Raw genomic sequence first — 19,104 nt, forward strand, 5'->3', positions numbered from 1 at the left:
TCTATGCTCGCCCTCGGCAAACTGCTTGAACTGACCCTCGCCGGCCGCGAACCGGCGGAGAAGACTCAACTGACTGTCGAAGGCGTGCGCATGCGCTGGTTGAGCGAAGGTGCGCTGGAAGTCCGGCCACCGCAAGCGCGTGACAATGGCCAGGACCTGCTGCTGTCGGCGGGGATCCACGGCAACGAAACAGCGCCGATCGAGTTGCTCGATCGTCTGTTGCACGACATTGCCCGCGGCGATCTGAAGCCGCGCGCACGTATTCTGTTCCTGTTCGGCAACCCCGAAGCGATTCGCAAAGGCGAGCGCTTTGTCGAGCAGGACGTCAATCGGCTGTTCAACGGCCGTCACGAACAAAGCAGCGGTTCCGAAGCCCTGCGTGCCTGTGAGCTGGAGCGTTTGGCGGCCAGCTTCTTCAGCCTGCCGGACCGTCAGCGCTTGCACTACGACCTGCACACGGCGATTCGTGGCTCGAAAATCGAGCAGTTCGCCTTGTACCCGTGGAAAGAAGACCGCCAGCATTCGCGTCAGGAGCTGGCGCGCCTGCGTGCCGCCGGTATGGAAGCGGTGTTGCTGCAGAACAAACCGTCCATCGTGTTCAGCGCCTACACCTACGACAAGCTCGGTGCCGAGGCCTTCACCCTGGAATTGGGCAAGGCGCGGCCGTTCGGGCAGAACGCCGGGGTCAACGTCTCGCTGCTGGAGGCGCGCCTCAAGCAGATCATCGAAGGCACCGAGCCGGAACTGACTGAAGCGGCACTGGACGGTTTGCAGCTGTACAGCGTGGCGCGGGAAATTATCAAGCACAGCGATAGCTTTCGCCTGAACCTGCCGGCGGACGTTGAGAACTTCTCGGAGCTGGAAGTGGGTTACCTGCTGGCGGAAGACATTGCCAACACCCGCTGGATCATCGAGGAAGAGGGCGCCCGGATCATCTTCCCGAACCCCAGGGTGAAGAATGGTTTGCGTGCCGGCATCCTGGTCGTGCCGACCTCCGACGAAAACCTGGCCTGACCCGACCTGGATCCCTGTAGGAGCGAGCTTGCTCGCGATGAATCCGAAAACGCCGCGGAGTGCCAGGCTTCCCGCGTTATCGTTGACGACCATCGCGAGCAAGCTCGCTCCTACAGGGGATTACGGGGTTAGACAGCTACTGCACGTGGCTCGCTACGACGCAGGCTACGGATCTTGTGCAACGTATCTGCACAGGTCTTCGCCGCTTCCTGGCCTTTATGCACGAAATGCTCGAAGAAGAACTTCTGGTGCTCTTCGCCGGCATGGAAGTGGTGCGGGGTCAGGGATACCGAGAACACCGGCACTTCGGTTTCCAGTTGAACCTGCATCAGGCCGCTGACCACCGACTGTGCGACGAACTCGTGACGGTAGATCCCGCCGTCCACCACCAGGGCGGCCGCGACGATGCCGGCATAACGACCGGTCTTGGCCAGCAACTTGGCGTGCAGGGGCATTTCGAAGGCACCGCCGACTTCGAAGAAGTCGATGTCGGATTCCTGATAACCCTGGGCAATCATTTCGGCGAGGAAACCTTTACGGCTCTGATCGACGATTTCCTTGTGCCAGCAGGCCTGGATGAACGCAACGCGCTCGCCGTGATGGTGTTTGCTTTTGCTGTCAATTGCGGTGGGTTGCATGTTCTGACTCCTGTTTGTGTGAAAAACAGGGCGTTATGAATCGAAGGGGATCTGAGGGTACGCACGCTCGCACGAATGCCGGCGGAAGGCCCTCTGGTGTCAATCCCGTTCTCTCTTCATCCGGACTATGACCGTCGGCCCCGGGATCACACCGGGTCTGCTGACCTTGCTGTCAGGCACCGCCGAAGCCGTGCTGCCATCAAGCGCTCGCGGGCTATGCGCATTGCGCGCAATTACCGCCGGTGGGGAGTTGCACCCCGCCCTGAGAACGTTTTTGCCGCCGGAATGTTTGGCGGCGCAGCGTTTTTATCACATATTTGCGATATGCGCATGGCCAATACCGGTCAGTCAAGGTGTGGAACCTGTGGGAGCGGGCTTGCTCGCGAAGACGGTTTAACATCCAGCGCAAATGTCGACTGTCAGTCCTCCTTCGCGAGCAAGCCCGCTCCCACATGGGCGCAATTCGTCTTTTACTCCTTCAAGGGTTGATTAATCGTCGCCATGCCCGCAGTAATTCTTTCCTGAAAGGGATTTCCCCTGCTTACCGAGGCCAGATTCATGAGCGTTATCGATCTTCGCAGCGACACCGTCACCCAACCCTGCGCCGGCATGCTGGATGCGATGACCAAAGCCGCCACCGGCGACGACGTGTATGGCGAAGATCCGACGGTCAATCAGCTGGAGGCCGAACTGGCCAGGCGCCTGGGGTTTGCCGCGGCGCTGTTCGTGCCGACCGGGACCATGAGCAATCTGCTGGGGTTGATGGCCCACTGCGAGCGCGGTGACGAGTACATCGTCGGCCAGCAGGCCCACACCTATAAGTACGAAGGTGGCGGCGCAGCGGTGCTCGGCTCGATCCAGCCGCAGCCGCTGGAGGTGCAGGCCGATGGTTCGCTGGACCTGGCACAGGTCGCGGCGGCGATCAAACCGGACGACTTCCACTTCGCCCGCACCCGCTTGCTGGCGCTGGAAAACACCATGCAAGGCAAGGTCCTGCCGCTGGAATACCTGGCCCGGGCCCGCAGTTTTACCCGTGAGCAGGGTTTGCAACTGCACCTGGACGGCGCACGCCTGTACAACGCAGCAGTGAAGCTGGGTGTGGATGCCCGGGAAATCACCCGGTATTTCGATTCGGTCTCGGTGTGCCTGTCCAAAGGGCTGGGCGCCCCGGTCGGTTCGGTGTTGTGCGGCTCGGTCGAGCTGATCGGCAAGGCCCGGCGCCTGCGCAAGATGGTCGGTGGTGGCATGCGTCAGGCCGGTATTCTCGCGGCGGCCGGCCTGTATGCGCTGGATCACAACGTTCAGCGCCTGGCCGATGACCATGCCAACGCGCAAGTGCTGGCCGAAGGCCTGCGTGCGGCGGGCTTTGAGGTCGAGCCGGTGCAGACCAATATGGTATATGTGCAAATGGGCGACCAGGCCGAAGCGCTCAAGGCCTTTGCCGTTGAGCGCGGGATCAAGCTCAGTGCGGCCGCGCGTCTGCGTATGGTCACGCACATGGACGTCAGCCGTGGGCAAATCGAGCAAGTCGTCGCGACATTCGTCGACTTTTCGCGCAAGTGATAGCGTTAGCGCTCCAATTGACTGTTTCTATCGTATAAACACGCTGTACCCCGCGCGCAGGGCCGATATAATGCGGCCCTTTGCCGTCGCTTCGTCTGTTGACGTTTCGAACAGGCCTTTGGCCGCAGCCTCCGTGGAAGAACCTAATGAAAAGCGCAGAAATCCGTGAAGCCTTCCTTCGCTTCTTCGAAGAGCAAGGCCACACCCGTGTAGCCTCCAGCTCTTTGATTCCGGGCAACGACCCAACCCTGCTGTTCACCAACGCGGGGATGAACCAGTTCAAGGACTGCTTCCTGGGCCAGGAAAAACGCGCGTACACCCGCGCGGTCAGCAGCCAGAAATGCGTGCGCGCCGGCGGCAAGCACAACGACCTGGAAAACGTCGGTTATACCGCTCGTCACCACACCTTCTTCGAAATGCTGGGTAACTTCAGCTTTGGCGATTATTTCAAGCGTGATGCCATCAGCTACGCCTGGAACTTCCTGACTTCCGACAAGTGGCTGAACCTGCCGAAGGAAAAGCTCTGGGTTACTGTCTACGCCAGCGATGACGAGGCGTACGACATCTGGACCAAGGAAATCGGCGTTCCGGCCGAGCGCATGGTGCGCATCGGCGACAACAAAGGCGCGCCGTACGCTTCCGACAACTTCTGGACCATGGGCGATACCGGCCCGTGCGGTCCTTGCACCGAGATTTTCTACGATCACGGCGCCGACATCTGGGGCGGCCCACCGGGCTCGCCGGAAGAAGACGGTGACCGTTACATCGAGATCTGGAACAACGTGTTCATGCAGTTCAACCGCACCGCCGATGGCGTGTTGCACCCGCTGCCAGCGCCGTCGGTGGACACCGGCATGGGCCTGGAGCGGATCAGTGCCGTGCTGCAGCACGTTCACTCGAACTATGAAATCGACCTGTTCCAGAGCCTGCTGAGCGCGTCGGCCAAGGCCATCGGCTGCACCAACGACGCCCAGGCTTCGCTGAAAGTCGTGGCTGACCACATCCGTTCCTGCGGTTTCCTGATCGCCGACGGCGTGCTGCCGTCCAACGAAGGTCGCGGCTACGTGCTGCGCCGGATCATCCGTCGCGCCTGCCGTCACGGTAACAAGCTGGGCGCCAAGGGCAGCTTCTTCTACCAGATCGTCGCGGCCCTGGTCGCCGAGATGGGCGAGGCCTTCCCTGAGCTGAAATCCCAGCAGGCGCACATCGAGCGCGTGCTGAAGGCCGAAGAAGAGCAATTCGCCAAGACCCTGGAGCAGGGCCTGAAGATCCTCGAGCAGGACCTGGCTGAACTCAAAGGCGACGTGGTGCCGGGCGACGTGGTGTTCAAACTCTACGACACCTACGGTTTCCCGATGGACCTGACCGGCGACATCGCTCGCGAGCGCAGCCTGACCATCGACGAAGAAGGTTTCGAGCGTGAAATGGAAGCCCAGCGCGTCCGTGCCCGTTCCGCCAGTTCCTTCGGCATGGACTACAACAGCCTGGTCAAGGTCGATGTGGACACCGAGTTCACCGGTTACACCGCTCACAGCGGTTCCGCCAAAATTGTTGCTCTCTATAAGGACGGGCAATCGGTTGACGTGCTGAGCGAAGGCGAAGAGGGCGTGATCGTCCTCGATCAGACGCCGTTCTATGCGGAGTCCGGTGGCCAGATCGGTGATTGCGGCTTCCTGCAGGCCGGTGCTGCGCGTTTCGACGTGCGCGACACCACCAAGACCGGTGGTGCGTTCCTGCACCACGGCGTGCTGGACTCGGGCAGCCTGATCGTAGGTACTCCGGTGGAGACTCATGTCGACGCCGAAGTGCGTCACGCGACTTCGCTGAACCACTCGGCGACTCACTTGCTGCACGCCGCATTGCGCCAGGTACTGGGCGACCACGTCCAGCAGAAAGGTTCGTTGGTCGACAGTCAGCGCCTGCGCTTTGACTTCAGCCACTTTGAAGCGATCAAGCCTGAGCAACTGAAAGCGCTGGAAGAGATCGTCAACGCCGAGATTCGCAAGAATTCCGAGGTTGAAACCGAAGAAACCGATATCGAAACCGCCAAGCAGAAAGGCGCCATGGCGCTGTTCGGCGAGAAGTACGGCGATAGCGTGCGCGTACTGAGCATGGGCGATTTCTCCGTCGAGCTGTGCGGCGGTATCCACGCCAACCGTACCGGCGACATCGGCCTGCTGAAAATCATCAGCGAAGGCGGTGTGGCATCGGGTGTGCGTCGTATTGAAGCCGTCACAGGTGCTGCGGCACTGGCTTACTTGAACGCGGCGGAAGAACAACTCAAGGAAGCGGCGAGCCTGGTCAAGGGCAGCCGCGACAACCTGATCGACAAGCTGTCGGCTGTGCTGGAGCGCAACCGCCTGCTGGAGAAGCAACTCGAGCAGTTGCAAGCCAAGGCTGCCAGTGCCGCGGGCGACGATCTGTCGGCCCAGGCGCAGGACGTCAAGGGTGTGAAAGTGCTGGCCGTGCGTCTGGACGGTCAGGATGGCAAGGCGCTGCTGGCGCTGGTCGATCAACTGAAAAACAAACTCGGCCGCGCAGTGATCCTGCTCGGCAGTGTCCATGAGGAAAAGGTCGTTCTGGTTGCAGGCGTAACCAAAGACCTGACTGGCCAACTCAAAGCCGGTGATTTGATGAAGCAAGCCGCTGCGGCAGTGGGCGGGAAGGGCGGTGGTCGTCCAGACATGGCGCAAGGCGGCGGTACCGACGCTGGCGCACTGGATGCAGCACTGGCGCTGACCGTTCCGTTTGTAGAGCAGGGTCTATAAGGCAGTGTTTGCGGCTCGTAGTCTAGTGGCGGGCCGCAACGCTGTTTGAGTGATTATTTGGGCGCCCTTCATGGGCAGAGGCGGCTTTGAAATGGCTTTGATCGTACAGAAATTTGGAGGCACCTCGGTCGGCACTGTCGAGAGAATCGAGCAGGTCGCCGACAAGGTTAAGAAATTCCGCGATGCCGGCGATGACCTGGTGGTTGTGCTGTCTGCAATGAGCGGCGAAACCAACCGTCTGATCGATCTGGCCAAGCAAATCAGTGGCGACGGCCAACCGGTTCCGCGCGAGCTGGACGTGATCGTCTCCACCGGTGAGCAGGTGACGATTGCCCTGTTGGCCATGGCGCTGATCAAGCGCGGCGTGCCGGCGGTGTCGTACACCGGCAACCAGGTGCGGATTCTGACGGATAGCGCGCACAATAAAGCGCGTATCTTGCAGATTGATGACCAGAAGATTCGCGGTGACCTGAAGGCAGGTCGTGTGGTGGTTGTCGCCGGTTTCCAGGGCGTCGACGAGCACGGCAACATCACCACCCTCGGTCGTGGCGGTTCCGACACCACCGGCGTGGCGCTGGCGGCGGCCCTGAAGGCTGACGAATGCCAGATCTACACCGACGTCGACGGCGTCTACACCACCGACCCGCGTGTGGTGTCCGTGGCCCAGCGCCTGGACAAGATCACCTTCGAAGAGATGCTGGAAATGGCCAGCCTCGGTTCCAAGGTGTTGCAGATCCGCGCGGTCGAGTTCGCCGGCAAGTACAACGTTCCGCTGCGCGTACTGCACAGCTTCAAGGAGGGTCCGGGCACCCTCATTACTATTGATGAAGAGGAAACCATGGAACAGCCGATCATTTCCGGTATCGCTTTCAACCGCGATGAAGCCAAGCTGACCATCCGTGGCGTGCCAGACATCCCGGGCGTTGCCTTCAAGATTCTCGGCCCGATCAGTGCCGCGAACATCGAAGTCGACATGATCGTGCAGAACGTCGCGCACGATAACACCACCGACTTCACCTTCACCGTGCACCGTAACGACTACCAGGCGGCGCAAGCCGTGCTGGAAAAAACCGCTGGCGAGCTGGGTGCCCGTGAAGTCGTGGGCGACACCAAGATTGCCAAGGTCTCGATCGTCGGCGTCGGCATGCGTTCTCACGCAGGCGTGGCCAGCCGCATGTTCGAATCCCTGGCCAAGGAAAGCATCAACATCCAGATGATCTCGACCTCGGAAATCAAAGTCTCCGTAGTGATCGAAGAGAAGTACCTGGAGCTGGCTGTGCGCGCTCTGCACACGGCTTTCGAACTGGACGCACCGGCCCGCCAGGGCGAGTGATGCGTTTGCCAAAAGGCGCGGTCTGACCGCGCCTTTTGTTTTTTTGAATGGCGTGCCCCCCCGAGCCTGTTCTTTTGCTCGCGCTAGTCAATACTCAGGCATGTAGGGCTGCGACCGCTCCGGTTGTGGGTCGAGTGCCTTTTTTTTGCAGACTGTTGTCCCTGAAATGAAATGCGTGAGGAGAAAGGTATGCTGATTCTGACTCGTCGGTGTGCAGAAAGCCTGATTATCGGTGATGGCGAAATCACCGTGACCGTACTCGGCGTCAAAGGAAATCAAGTGCGCATCGGTGTTAATGCCCCCAAAGAGGTAGCTGTTCACCGGGAAGAAATTTACCTGCGTATCAAGAAAGAGAAGGACGAAGAACCAAGCCATTAATTTTTATCGTTTTTTATGTTTGCAAACGGGGAAGAAGCTGGTTAATATACGCCCCGTGTTGCGGAGAGCTGGCCGAGTGGCCGAAGGCGCTCCCCTGCTAAGGGAGTACACCTCAAAAGGGTGTCGGGGGTTCGAATCCCCCGTTCTCCGCCATTATTTGCGTAGTACGTTGTAATCTGGCTTTTTCGGTAAGTTGTTGAAATTACTAGAAAAAGTGTTTGACATAGAGATTAGACGGCCTATAATGCGCGGCAACAAATGCACTCGTAGCTCAGCTGGATAGAGTACTCGGCTACGAACCGAGCGGTCACAGGTTCGAATCCTGTCGAGTGCACCATTTAAGAGTCATCTGCAGTAATGTGAATGACTTGGCTTCAACCAGTTGTGATCTGGTCTAAAAACACAAATTGCACTCGTAGCTCAGCTGGATAGAGTACTCGGCTACGAACCGAGCGGTCACAGGTTCGAATCCTGTCGAGTGCACCATACAACAAAAAGCCCGCATTTTATGCGGGCTTTTTGCCGTCCGGGATTTGGCTTTTCCCTTCTTGCATCCCTTCCCGTCGAACGCCACGCGTGCCTGACGTCTTGCTGGCTCTTGCCGGTTGAAGATCGCCTCTGCGTGCTCCCGGGCGTCCTGCGTGACATTCCTTTTCAAGGCAAGCGACTACAATTTTCGAAGTGGCGTGTGTTTTCTTTTCAGAATGCGTCGTCGCACTTTCACTGGTCAGGACGATGCTCAGGTTTGTTGTGCAAGCGCTTGTTTCAGCCAAGATTTTTTAACGTTTAAAACCGTCAGGCGGTGTATCATTGCGCCCGTCAGCCCCGCCGGGGCTTGTGGAATACCTCCATGGACTTACCCAGTAGTTACTCAGTACCCCGTTTTACCAATCATGAATTGACTGATTGATCCTTCCGGCGTGCCCCGCTGCTGGGAGTGGAGTTCGCCTATGTCCGAAGTTGAAGTAAAGAAAACGCAGGAAAGCTTGCAGGATCGCCTGGCTCAGGTGGTTGAGTTGCTGCAGCGCCAGCGAGTGGTAGAAGACCTGACTCACCGCCAGGAAGGCCCGCATCATGACCGGGTCGAGAACCTGGTCCACCGGCAGAACCTCGTCGAGTTGCAACGCAAGCTCGATGACCTGCACTCCGCCGACGTCGCCTATATCCTTGAAGCCTTGCCGCTGGACGATCGTCTGACGCTCTGGCAATTGGTCAAGGCCGATCGCGACGGCGACATCCTGCTTGAAGTATCCGACTCGGTCCGTGAATCGCTGATCGCCGACATGGACGATCACGAGCTCCTGGCAGCCGCCAAGGACATGGATGCCGACGAACTCGCTGACCTGGCCTCCGAGCTGCCGCGAGACGTCGTCCATGAGCTCATGGAGACCCTCGACCAGCAACAACGCGAGCGTGTGCGTTCGGCGCTGTCCTACGACGAGGAGCAGGTCGGTGCGCTGATGGACTTCGAGATGGTGACCATCCGCGAGGATGTCAGCCTTGAAGTGGTCTTGCGTTATCTGCGTCGTCTGAAAGAGCTGCCGGGCCACACCGACAAGCTGTTCGTGGTCGATTACGACGGCGTCCTCAAGGGCGTGTTGCCGATCAAGCGTTTGCTGGTCAACGATCCGGACAAACAGGTTTCCGAGGTGATGGCCAGCGATCCGGTGAGTTTTCACCCGGACGAAGACGCCTACGATGCCGCCCAGGCGTTCGAGCGTTACGACTTGATCTCGGCGCCCGTGGTCGACAAGAACGGCAAGCTGATCGGTCGTCTGACCATCGATGAAATGGTCGACCTGATCCGTGAAGAGAGCGAAAGCGAAGTTCTCAACATGGCGGGTCTGCGTGAAGAGGAAGACATTTTTGCGTCGGTCTGGAAATCCCTGCGTAACCGCTGGGCCTGGCTGGCGATCAACCTGATTACCGCGTTCGTGGCTTCCCGGGTCATCGGTTTGTTCGAGGGTTCGATCGAGAAGCTCGTGGCGCTGGCGGCGTTGATGCCGATCGTGGCTGGCATCGGTGGTAACTCGGGCAACCAGACCATCACCATGATTGTTCGGGCCATGGCGCTGGACCAGGTGAGCACCGGCAATACCTCGCGCCTGATGCGCAAAGAGTTGGCAGTCGCCTTGATCAACGGTGTGATATGGGGCGGGGTGATCGGTGTGGTCGCCTATCTGCTGTATGGCAGCTGGTCGCTCGGGGTGGTGATGACCGCCGCGATGACGCTCAACCTGTTGCTGGCGGCATTGATGGGGGTCTTGATTCCGATGACCCTGGCGAAGATGGGCCGCGATCCAGCGATGGGTGCCAGTGTGATGATTACGGCCATGACCGACAGCGGAGGCTTTTTCATCTTCCTCGGGTTGGCGACAATTTTCCTGCTCTGATGCCCGGCTCACTGAAAACCCGCCTTCTCAGATTGTGTGAAAACCTAGCAATCTGCGCGGCACTCAAAGAAAATGCTTCGTATCGAAAGATACGGAGCATTTTTCGTTATGGCCTACATCCAAGGACAATCGCGCAGTCAGACCAGCCTGTTCCCGGTCTCGCTGGAAGAGTTGATCCCCGAGGATCACCTCGTTCGCGTTTTCGATCTTTACGTCGCCAAGCTGGATCTGGCCCGACTGGGCTTTGATAAAGCACTTCCCAAAAGCACCGGCCGTCCCTCTTACCATCCAGCGGATCAGCTCAAACTCTACCTCTTCTGGCGGGTTTTTTGTGCCCGGGTTTCAGGCAAAAAAGTTCTTCACGCAAGCCCGGGAAGCTGTAGGAGCCAGCCTGCTGGCGATGGACTCAAGTGCGCCGCGTTTATCCGGTTCACCCGCGTTATCGTTACCAGCATAAGGGGCTCGTGCCCACGCTCAAACCAGTGAAATAACCAAAAAAAAAGCCAGCGATCAGGCTGGCTTGAGCTTTCTGGCTGAATCAGGACGCGTCGGCGGCCATCTCAGCGTCATGAGCGATCAGCGAAACCAGGGCGTTCTGCTGTCGATGGGAGAGTTGACGGAAGCGCTGCAACAGCTCCCGTTCGTGCAAGGAAAGCTCCGGGCTGTCCAGGCGCATGCTCAACTCTTCTCCCAGTGCGCCTTCCTGAATGAGACTCTGCTCAAGGCGCGCAATGATTTCGGAGTTCATGCTGCGATGATGATTGCGAGCCACCTCGGCAATGCGTTCACGCATTCCGTCTGGCAGACGTACGACGAACTTGTCAGCCGTACGGCTGGAATAAATTGCCTGTTTCAATGGGCGCATATATTTAACCGGTTAGTTCAGGGGAGCGGTTTTCGGGATTGGCCGCAGGATGTCTGATAGGACAAGCTCTCTGACCAAATGTTCAACCTGAATTGATAGAGGCGCGCATCATGCCTCAAATAAGCCATATCCTTGGCGTCAATTCTGTGACAAATATTGAACTGGATAAAGGCGTTATGCCAGCACCAATTATCAGAAATGCGCACTGGTTTGAAAAGTTTGACCGGGCCGTTTCGCTTTGCGTTTTCTCCGACCGACGAAAGGTCTCTGGCGAGAGGAAAAAGCGGACTCGATCCCTGTTTCCCTACCCTACAGAATAGTGGCAAATGGCCGATTTACTAGGAGAGGTGGTATTGAGCGGCTGAATTCAGGATGGATGGCAGGCCCTTGCGCCGAATCTGCCAAGTCAGGGTCAGCGCAATACCGGATCAAACTTGATCTTGCGTCCGGCAATCAATGCAAGCACGAACAGAGCGGTGAATACGCCACAGGCGATCAGGGGGAGGGTGACGACCATGTCCTGGGTCAATGACAGATGAAAAATGCCGCTCAACAAGGCGAGGATTAAGAAACTCGCGGCTGATCTGGACATGCGGTGCTCCTGGTGGGGGATTCAAAATACCAAACGTTCAGCAGGCGGGTTCGGCGCCGTGATGTTTTCCTGGCTGACAAAGCCGTGCTGGTCGCTTATCGCTGCCAGTTGCGGAGCCTTCTGCAACTGAAGGTAATGCGGCATGCGTTGGGCAACCTGCGTAGCGCTGCTCTCGGGAAAAAAATGAAATCCCGATAAAACTGCCAGTGCGATTGCATTCAAGAGTAAAAGGGCGCAATTCATGGCGCGGACCTCGGTTGTTCTGTGAGAACAGCAGAAGCAGCTCGCATGCCAGAGTTTATCGACAATTAAATTCTTTAAAAACAATGAATTAAGTTATTTTTGGTAAAGCTCCATATTGCATTTTGCAATGATGGCTTTTTGCAGTGATGCAATTTGCACGGTAAACAAGTCCGCGCCCGGCCGAGGCGTCTGCCTACACTTAAAAAGCCTACGGACGACATGACAAAAGCCAGCCCGGCCGTTAACATGCACGCCGTCCATCGCACCGCGTTTCTTCGCGGCCGACTTGTGTCTCAGTAGCTCAATTGGATAGAGCATCCCCCTCCTAAGGGGAAGGTTGGCAGTTCGAACCTGCCCTGGGACACCATATTCTGCAGCTCCCCGCCTGTTCCAACACCTCCTTTTCACGACTTGTAGATAAAACTCGACAAATACAGGTGCTCAGGGTTTATCGAAGCCATCAACCCTGCCTTCGCGACTTTCCTTCTCCTCTCCCTCGTAGTCTGAATCTCCCATTCCGTCTGGGAGTATCCGCCGATGTGCGGCCTGTAGTGCTTGTTCATAGTTGAGACCTGTAGATCAGAAAATGGTCCAAGGTCGATCTCCGATGACTGGACCCCCGCTCAGGAGAAAGTCATGGCTATGCGCAAGAAAACCTCATCGCCAACGAATGATCTGGCCAGTAACGCCGGTGACCATCCTTCACCCGTCAACCACGACTGGACTTTTACCTACATTCCGACCGTCACCACCAACCTTAAAGACTACGCACCGGGCAGCACTGCCATCATTACTGCCAGCGGTTTCGCTGCCGGCAGTACTGTGACGCTCGAAGTGGACCACGCCGTCGGTGCTGGCGCGGATGGCGTGTGGGGTACGTCCGACGATGTACTCGATACCAATACCGGCGCGGGTCACGAGCCCTGGTCCGTGACCGACGGCGGTGCCAGCGATCTCGACGGCCAGGTCAACGGCAGCGTCACCACCTCCTGGTACGTGAATCCCGACGACTCGGCGGGCGCGACGTTTCTGCTCACCGCGGCCTCTGCAGGCGTCGATGGAGTCGTCGGCACCGGTGACGACGCGGTGGCGACAACTTCGTTTACGGACAGCGTTTTGGGCGTTGTGGCGACTGGCGAGGACGTGACACTGGATGAAACGGCCGGGTTGCAGAACGCCACTGCCACGCCAATTCTTGCGGGGGACGCTGACGACAACGACATTCTGGTGGCGTCCCTGCCTTCGGCCTTCACTACCCGTTTAGCCGCACTGGGGGCAGGTACCGCCACGGGCGCGGCCTTGAGTGGCTATACCGGTGCCGTGGGCAACACGGGCAGCAATGCATTCACCATCACCGCTGACCCCGGAGCAACCATTACCGATATCAGCTTCGTCGGCAGCTCCGGTGCACCGCTCAATGGCGTGGACAGCGGACTGGATACCCTCGATGGCACCAGCATCCTTCTCTATACGGATACGAACAACAACATCGTCGTGGGCCGAGCCGGGAGCGCAACCGGCGCGATCGTGTTCGCTGCCTATATAGAAGAAACCGGATCGCCGGTCACGGGCGGCAAGATCTGGACCGTGGAGTACCAACCGCTCAAACATCCCGACATGACGAATGCCGATGATTCGCTCAATCTGACGGATAAGGTTTTCATCGGAGCCAGCCAGGATCTGGAATTCAGCCTGGCCAATGCGCCCTCCGGTCAGAACCTCTTTCTGATGTTCACGAAGGCGAATCCGAACGTTGTCGATGTCGGTGGTGTGTTGCGGATCACCGATCCCACCATCATCGCCACCGGCAAGAACCCGGCAGACCAGTCAAGCGGTTTCAATATAACGACTGGCGACACGATCAATACCAGCCAGGCGGGGGGGCCGACCACCTTCGGCACCAACAATCAGATGATTGTGGAGCAAGAGGGCATCCGCTTTTCGTTCGTCACGGGTGCCAGGCAGAATGTGACCATTCCCAACCTGGACCAGAACGAAGCCGATCTTGAAGCCAACGTCGACTTTACCGACGTCTTCAATGCGAAGTCGGCCAGTTTCGATGTCGTGCAGTTGCAAAGCGGCAAGAGTGCCGTGGTAAGGGTCAGCGCATTCAGCACTGCTGCTGAACCTGGCGCGAATTTCATCAATGGATATGTGGGTGATATGTCGATTGCCATCACCAATGTTCGCGTCTTCAACAGTGCCGGGCAGGTGATCGAGAACTCAAACGGCTCGGTGAATGATCCGGCCATCACCATCAGCTTTGCAGCGGGGGTTGCAACAATCACCGGCGTTAAAGCCGGCTACCAGATTGAATACACCACGACGTCGGACCACAACCGCGTGCTCGTCGAGAACGGGGCGGCCGTCAATGCCAAGGGCAATGAGCACGCCGATTTTGATATCGGTGGTTTCACGCTGGTCCAGGCCTCTATTTCGAAAGCCGAAATCGGTTCCAAGATCATCTTCGACGACGACGGACCGAGCATCACCACCACCGGCACGGAGCCGACGCTGACAGTGGACGAGACGCTACTGACGACCGACGCCACCCAGAGCTATGCCGCCAACTTCAACTCGGCGTTTGGCGCTGATGGGGCCGGGACATTGACCTATGCGTTGGGCGTGGTGGCGGGAGCCTCCGGGCTGACGGACACGGCCTCGGGCGAGGCGGTCAACCTGTCGCTCAACGGCACCGTAGTGGAAGGTCGCACGGCCACGGGCAACCTGCTGGTGTTCACAGTCAGTGTCGCCGCCAATGGCAGCGTCACGCTCGACCAGCTGCGCGCCGTGGTGCATCCCGACCCAACCAATCCCGATGACTCGACAAGCCTGACCTCGGACAACCTGGTGACGCTGACCGCGACCAAGACCGATAGGGACGGCGACAGCGCCCAGGCGACCCTCAACATCGGGCAGAACCTGGTGTTCAAGGACGACGGACCCAGCATCACCACCACCGGCGCGGAGCCAACGCTGACAGTGGACGAGACGCTACTGACGACCGATGCCACCCAGAGCTTCGCCGCCAACTTCAACTCGGAATTTGGCGCCGATGGGGCGGGCACCCTGACCTATGCGCTGGGCGTGGTGGCGGGGGCTTCCGGGCTGACGGACACGGCCTCGGGCCAGGCGGTCAACCTGTCACTCAATGGCACCGTAGTCGAAGGCCGCACGGCCACGGGCAACCAGCTGGTGTTCACCGTCAGTGTCGCCGCCGATGGCAGCGTCACGCTCGACCAGCTCCGCGCCATGGTGCATCCCGACCCAACCAATCCGGATGATTCGACGAGCCTGACCTCGGACAACCTGGTGACGCTGACCGCGACCAAGACCGATAGGGACGGCGACAGCGCCCAGGCGACGCTGAACATCGGGCAGAACCTGGTGTTCAAGGACGACGGACCCAGCATCACCACCACCGGCGCGGAGCCAACGCTGACGGTGGACGAGACGCTACTGACGACCGACGCCACCCAGAGCTTCGCCGCCAACTTCAACTCGGAATTTGGCGCCGATGGGGCGGGCACCCTGACCTATGCGCTGGGCGTGGTGGCGGGGGCTTCCGGGCTGACGGACACGGCCTCGGGCGAGACGGTCAACCTGTCACTCAATGGCACCGTAGTGGAAGGCCGCACGGCCACGGGCAACCAGCTGGTGTTTACCGTCAGTGTGGCCGCCGATGGCAGCGTCACGCTCGACCAGCTCCGGGCCGTGGTCCATCCGGACCCAACCAATCCCGATGATTCGACGAGCCTGGCCTCGGACAACCTGGTAACGCTGACCGCGACCAAGACCGACGGGGATGGCGACAGCGCCCAGGCGACCCTCAACATCGGGCAGAACCTGGTGTTCAAGGACGACGGACCCAGCATCAGCACCATCGGCACTGGGCCGACGCTGACAGTGGACGAGACGCTGTTGGCGACCGACGCCACCCAGAGCTATGCCGCCAACTTCAACTCGGCGTTTGGCGCCGACGATGCCGGCACCCTGACCTATGCGCTGGGCGTGGTGGCGGGAGCCTCCGGGCTGACGGACACGGCCTCGGGCGAGACGGTCAACCTGTCACTCAACGGCACCGTAGTGGAAGGCCGCACGGCCACGGGCAACCAGCTGGTGTTCACCGTCAGTGTGGCCGCCGATGGCAGCGTCACGCTCGACCAGCTCCGGGCCGTGGTCCATCCGGACCCAACCAATCCCGATGATTCGACGAGCCTGGCCTCGGACAACCTGGTAACGCTGACCGCGACCAAGACCGACGGGGATGGCGACAGCGCCCAGGCGACCCTCAACATCGGGCAGAACCTGGTGTTCAAGGACGACGGACCCAGCATCAGCACCATCGGCACGGGGCCGACGCTGACAGTGGACGAGACGCTGTTGGCGACAGACGCCACCCAGAGCTATGCCGCCAACTTCAACTCGGCGTTTGGCGCCGACGATGCCGGCACCCTGACCTATGCGCTGGGCGTGGTGGCGGGAGCCTCCGGGCTGACGGACACGGCCTCGGGCGAGACGGTCAACCTGTCACTCAACGGCACCGTAGTGGAAGGCCGCACGGCCACGGGCAACCAGCTGGTGTTCACCGTCAGTGTCGCCGCCGATGGCAGCGTCACGCTCGACCAGCTCCGGGCCGTGGTGCATTCCGACCCAAGCAATCCGGATGATTCGACGAGCCTGACCTCGGACAACCTGGTGACGCTGACCGCGACCAAGACCGACGGGGATGGCGACAGCGCTCAGGCGACCCTCAACATCGGGCAGAACCTGGTGTTCAAGGACGACGGACCCAGCATCAGCACCACCGGTGCGGAGCCGACGCTGACAGTGGACGAGACGCTACTGGGGATCGATGCCACCCAGAGCTTCGCCGCCAACTTCAACTCGGCGTTTGGCGCCGACGATGCCGGCACCCTGACCTATGCGTTGGGCGTGGTGGCGGGAGCCTCCGGGCTGACGGACACGGCCTCGGGCGAGGCGGTCAACCTGTCACTCAACGGCACCGTAGTGGAAGGTCGCACGGCCACGGGCAACCAGCTGGTGTTCACCGTCAGTGTCGCCGCTGATGGCAGCGTCACGCTCGACCAGCTGCGCGCCGTGGTGCATCCCGACCCAACCAATCCCGATGATTCGACGAGCCTGACTTCGGACAACCTGGTGACGCTGACCGCGACCATAACCGACAAGGAGGGCGACAGCGCCCAGGCGACGCTGAACATCGGGCAGAACCTGGTGTTCAAGGATGACGGACCGAGCATCAGCACCACCGGCGCGGAGCCGACGCTGACGGTGGACGAGACGCTACTGACGATCGACGCCACCCAGAGCTTCGCCGCCAACTTCAACTCGGAATTTGGCGCCGATGGGGCGGGCACCCTGACCTATGCGCTGGGCGTGGTGGCGGGGGCTTCCGGGCTGACGGACACGGCCTCGGGCCAGGCGGTGAACCTGTCGCTCAATGGCACTGTGGTCGAAGGCCGCACGGCCACGAGCAACCAGCTGGTGTTCACCGTCAGTGTCGCCGCCAATGGCAGCGTCACGCTCGACCAACTGCGCGCCGTGGTGCATTCCGACCCAAACAATCCGGATGATTCGAGGACGTTGACCGCGGACAACCTGGTGACGCTGACGGCGATCAAGACCGACGGGGACGGCGACAGCGCCCAGGCGACGCTGAACATCGGGCAGAATCTGGTGTTCAAGGACGACGGGCCGGCACTCAGTTTCGGCAACCTGATCGGGACCGGTAGCGTCCTGGCGCAATCCGGGTTCTGGAATATGGCGACTGGAGCCGACGGGCTGGGGGCGGCCGGTCTGGATATTTCGTTGGTCAATAACCAGTTCACCCTCGTCAGGCCAGACAACACGACCACGACCGGGACCGGCACGCTCACCGAGCTGGCGCAGTCACCGGATGTCAATGGCGCGTACCAGTTCGCGGGAACCTTGACCGGTGATTTCGACAACAACGTTGCAACGGCCAATACCACCGTCGACTACACGTTGACTGCCTATGCCGATGGTCGCTATGCACTGGATCTGGTGCAGGGCTTCAGTTCGACCATCGTGCTCAGCAGTGCCGACGGCTCGCTCGCTGCCGGCGGCCCGGACTCGGTGCGCACATTGTTGATTCCTGAGACGAGTAACCCGGCTATTCCTTCGACATCCGAGGAGATCGTGTTCTTTTCCGCGAAGGCGCTTGCGTCGACCGCGGACATTCTGACCGGCATCGGGCTCGGAGCACCCGACCCTACCGAAGCCACGCTGCAGACCAACCCCCTGCCGTCGTACATAGACCCGGCGGCGATGAACGTCAGCACGTCCGGCATCGGCGTCGGCAACAACGTTTTCCAGGGAGACAACCTGGCGGCAATCAGCGCCGCCGATGAAAGTTTCGTCATCAATCCAGAGAGCCTGCTGACGGGAATGAAGGTCTTCATCGACAACTCCGTGGCGGGCTACAACACGGCGACCGAGGACCTGTATTACAGGATCTACTACGCCGATGGCACGAATTCGAGCCTCGTCGAGGTGAACACCCTGACGCCGGAAGCGGGCGGGCAGGTGTCTTTCCTCGTGCAGAAGGAGGGCACGACACTGATCGACGCTGTCCAGCTGACGATGGGCCGGGGCGACGTCAAGATCCCGGTAATCCAGTTCATTCAGCAGAGCGAGAGTCTGGCCAGCGATGTCCAGCTGGCGTTCAGCGCGACGCTGACGGACAAGGATGGGGACTCGGCGACGAGTACGTTTGCCGCCAACCTGTTCGCCAACGACCCGGCCAACGCTACCTTTGACTTCTCGCTGGTTGGCACAATCGGTCAGCAGGATGCGTTCAACATCGACCTGTCAGTCAATGAGAACCTGTACCAGGTCAGCGGCTTCGATGTGGGCTCAGGCACGCAAGACAAGCTGGTGCTCAACGGAGACCCGAACGCTGTTGTTCAATCGATCAACAACACCGGCGCAGACAGCGTCGTGACGGTTGCCGAGACGGGCGGACAAACAACGACCATCACCTTGGTCGGGGTCGATGTTCAGAGTACCGACATCTTTTTTGGCAGCGCCTGAGGCTTTGCGCGCATGAATAGATGCGAGGGTGGTGCAGGAAACCACTCTCGCATTCTTTTTGCAGTTTTGATGCGAGATGCCCATGATCCCATGCGCTGCGAACTGCCGGGCAGCACAAGGCTTGAAGAGCGCGGAGGGTAGGTGCAGGTGGGCGAGGCAGGATTTACCGAGATCGACATCAGTCTTGCGGGGGCACTCTGTTCCGGGCCAGCGACAAGGAGGGTGGAACAGTGACGGCCAGGC

The 19,104-nt window shown here is 59.7% G+C and carries 11 protein-coding genes, 4 tRNA genes, 1 pseudogene and 1 riboswitch; of the genes and pseudogenes, 12 read left to right on the forward strand and 4 right to left on the reverse strand.

Features of this window, described 5'->3' with window-relative positions:
- The first annotated feature begins 3 nt into the window (after positions 1-3).
- Entirely contained in the window at positions 4-1,014 is a 1,011-nt protein-coding gene (gene astE, locus Q8X48_RS02165; RefSeq protein ID WP_407799299.1) for a succinylglutamate desuccinylase, read from the forward strand.
- Positions 1,015-1,142: 128 nt separating this feature from the next.
- Here astE and Q8X48_RS02170 read toward each other — a convergent pair whose 3' ends face one another.
- Positions 1,143-1,652: a 6,7-dimethyl-8-ribityllumazine synthase gene (locus tag Q8X48_RS02170; protein ID WP_015096496.1), complete on the reverse strand. Its 510-nt coding sequence runs from the start codon at positions 1,650-1,652 to the stop codon at positions 1,143-1,145.
- 103 nt (positions 1,653-1,755) lie between these two features.
- Positions 1,756-1,926, reverse strand: a riboswitch (FMN riboswitch).
- Between the two features lie 284 nt (positions 1,927-2,210).
- Here Q8X48_RS02170 and ltaE point away from each other — a divergent pair.
- The 9 genes and pseudogenes from ltaE to Q8X48_RS02215 all read left to right on the forward strand — a co-directional run.
- Positions 2,211-3,215 (forward strand): low-specificity L-threonine aldolase, encoded by a 1,005-nt coding sequence (gene ltaE, locus Q8X48_RS02175; RefSeq protein WP_407799300.1) that lies wholly within the window; start codon positions 2,211-2,213, stop codon positions 3,213-3,215.
- 146 nt (positions 3,216-3,361) lie between these two features.
- On the forward strand, positions 3,362-5,983 hold the full coding sequence (gene alaS / locus Q8X48_RS02180) for an alanine--tRNA ligase (protein WP_095963655.1): 2,622 nt from the start codon (positions 3,362-3,364) through the stop codon (positions 5,981-5,983).
- Between the two features lie 91 nt (positions 5,984-6,074).
- Positions 6,075-7,316, forward strand: coding sequence for an aspartate kinase (locus Q8X48_RS02185; RefSeq protein ID WP_007971040.1), 1,242 nt, complete (start codon positions 6,075-6,077; stop codon positions 7,314-7,316).
- A gap of 189 nt (positions 7,317-7,505) precedes the next feature.
- The gene (gene csrA, locus Q8X48_RS02190) at positions 7,506-7,694 is read left to right on the forward strand and encodes a carbon storage regulator CsrA (RefSeq protein WP_002554426.1); all 189 of its coding nucleotides are present in this window, start codon (positions 7,506-7,508) and stop codon (positions 7,692-7,694) included.
- A gap of 62 nt (positions 7,695-7,756) precedes the next feature.
- Positions 7,757-7,847 (forward strand) — tRNA-Ser (locus tag Q8X48_RS02195).
- A gap of 107 nt (positions 7,848-7,954) precedes the next feature.
- Positions 7,955-8,031: transfer RNA gene (locus Q8X48_RS02200), tRNA-Arg, on the forward strand.
- Between the two features lie 72 nt (positions 8,032-8,103).
- Positions 8,104-8,180, forward strand: a tRNA-Arg gene (locus Q8X48_RS02205).
- A 464-nt stretch (positions 8,181-8,644) separates the two neighbouring features.
- Positions 8,645-10,087, forward strand: a complete 1,443-nt coding sequence (gene mgtE, locus Q8X48_RS02210) for a magnesium transporter (protein ID WP_007971042.1) — start codon at positions 8,645-8,647, stop codon at positions 10,085-10,087.
- A gap of 108 nt (positions 10,088-10,195) precedes the next feature.
- Positions 10,196-10,405 (forward strand): annotated as a pseudogene (locus Q8X48_RS02215) (transposase); the annotation flags it as partial.
- A gap of 220 nt (positions 10,406-10,625) precedes the next feature.
- On the opposite strand, the gene Q8X48_RS02220 reads toward Q8X48_RS02215, so the two are convergent.
- The 3 genes from Q8X48_RS02220 to Q8X48_RS02230 form a co-directional block, all read right to left on the reverse strand.
- The gene (locus Q8X48_RS02220; protein WP_003178899.1) at positions 10,626-10,952 is read right to left on the reverse strand and encodes an Arc family DNA-binding protein; all 327 of its coding nucleotides are present in this window, start codon (positions 10,950-10,952) and stop codon (positions 10,626-10,628) included.
- A 412-nt stretch (positions 10,953-11,364) separates the two neighbouring features.
- Positions 11,365-11,544 (reverse strand): PA3371 family protein, encoded by a 180-nt coding sequence (locus tag Q8X48_RS02225; protein ID WP_007972182.1) that lies wholly within the window; start codon positions 11,542-11,544, stop codon positions 11,365-11,367.
- 21 nt (positions 11,545-11,565) lie between these two features.
- Positions 11,566-11,787, reverse strand: a complete 222-nt coding sequence (locus tag Q8X48_RS02230; protein WP_126047121.1) for a hypothetical protein — start codon at positions 11,785-11,787, stop codon at positions 11,566-11,568.
- Between the two features lie 290 nt (positions 11,788-12,077).
- Between Q8X48_RS02230 and Q8X48_RS02235 the strand changes: the two genes are divergently transcribed.
- Positions 12,078-12,154: transfer RNA gene (locus Q8X48_RS02235), tRNA-Arg, on the forward strand.
- A gap of 269 nt (positions 12,155-12,423) precedes the next feature.
- Entirely contained in the window at positions 12,424-18,861 is a 6,438-nt protein-coding gene (locus Q8X48_RS02240) for a DUF5801 repeats-in-toxin domain-containing protein (protein WP_407799301.1), read from the forward strand.
- The last annotated feature ends 243 nt before the right edge of the window (positions 18,862-19,104 follow it).

The organism is Pseudomonas sp. QLc11A (assembly GCF_052112305.1).
Taxonomy (GTDB): Bacteria; Pseudomonadota; Gammaproteobacteria; order Pseudomonadales; family Pseudomonadaceae; genus Aquipseudomonas; species Aquipseudomonas laurylsulfatiphila.

Excerpts from the sequence above, each read along its gene's own strand:
- Q8X48_RS02225 (WP_007972182.1), bottom strand. The coding sequence starts at position 11,544 with ATGTCCAGATCAGCCGCGAGTTTCTTAATCCTCGCCTTGTTGAGCGGC.
- Q8X48_RS02230 (WP_126047121.1), bottom strand. The coding sequence starts at position 11,787 with ATGAATTGCGCCCTTTTACTCTTGAATGCAATCGCACTGGCAGTTTTA.
- ltaE (WP_407799300.1), top strand. The coding sequence starts at position 2,211 with ATGAGCGTTATCGATCTTCGCAGCGACACCGTCACCCAACCCTGCGCC.
- csrA (WP_002554426.1), top strand. The coding sequence starts at position 7,506 with ATGCTGATTCTGACTCGTCGGTGTGCAGAAAGCCTGATTATCGGTGAT.
- astE (WP_407799299.1), top strand. The coding sequence starts at position 4 with ATGCTCGCCCTCGGCAAACTGCTTGAACTGACCCTCGCCGGCCGCGAA.
- alaS (WP_095963655.1), top strand. The coding sequence starts at position 3,362 with ATGAAAAGCGCAGAAATCCGTGAAGCCTTCCTTCGCTTCTTCGAAGAG.
- Q8X48_RS02170 (WP_015096496.1), bottom strand. The coding sequence starts at position 1,652 with ATGCAACCCACCGCAATTGACAGCAAAAGCAAACACCATCACGGCGAG.
- Q8X48_RS02220 (WP_003178899.1), bottom strand. The coding sequence starts at position 10,952 with ATGCGCCCATTGAAACAGGCAATTTATTCCAGCCGTACGGCTGACAAG.
- mgtE (WP_007971042.1), top strand. The coding sequence starts at position 8,645 with ATGTCCGAAGTTGAAGTAAAGAAAACGCAGGAAAGCTTGCAGGATCGC.
- Q8X48_RS02240 (WP_407799301.1), top strand. The coding sequence starts at position 12,424 with ATGGCTATGCGCAAGAAAACCTCATCGCCAACGAATGATCTGGCCAGT.
- Q8X48_RS02185 (WP_007971040.1), top strand. The coding sequence starts at position 6,075 with ATGGCTTTGATCGTACAGAAATTTGGAGGCACCTCGGTCGGCACTGTC.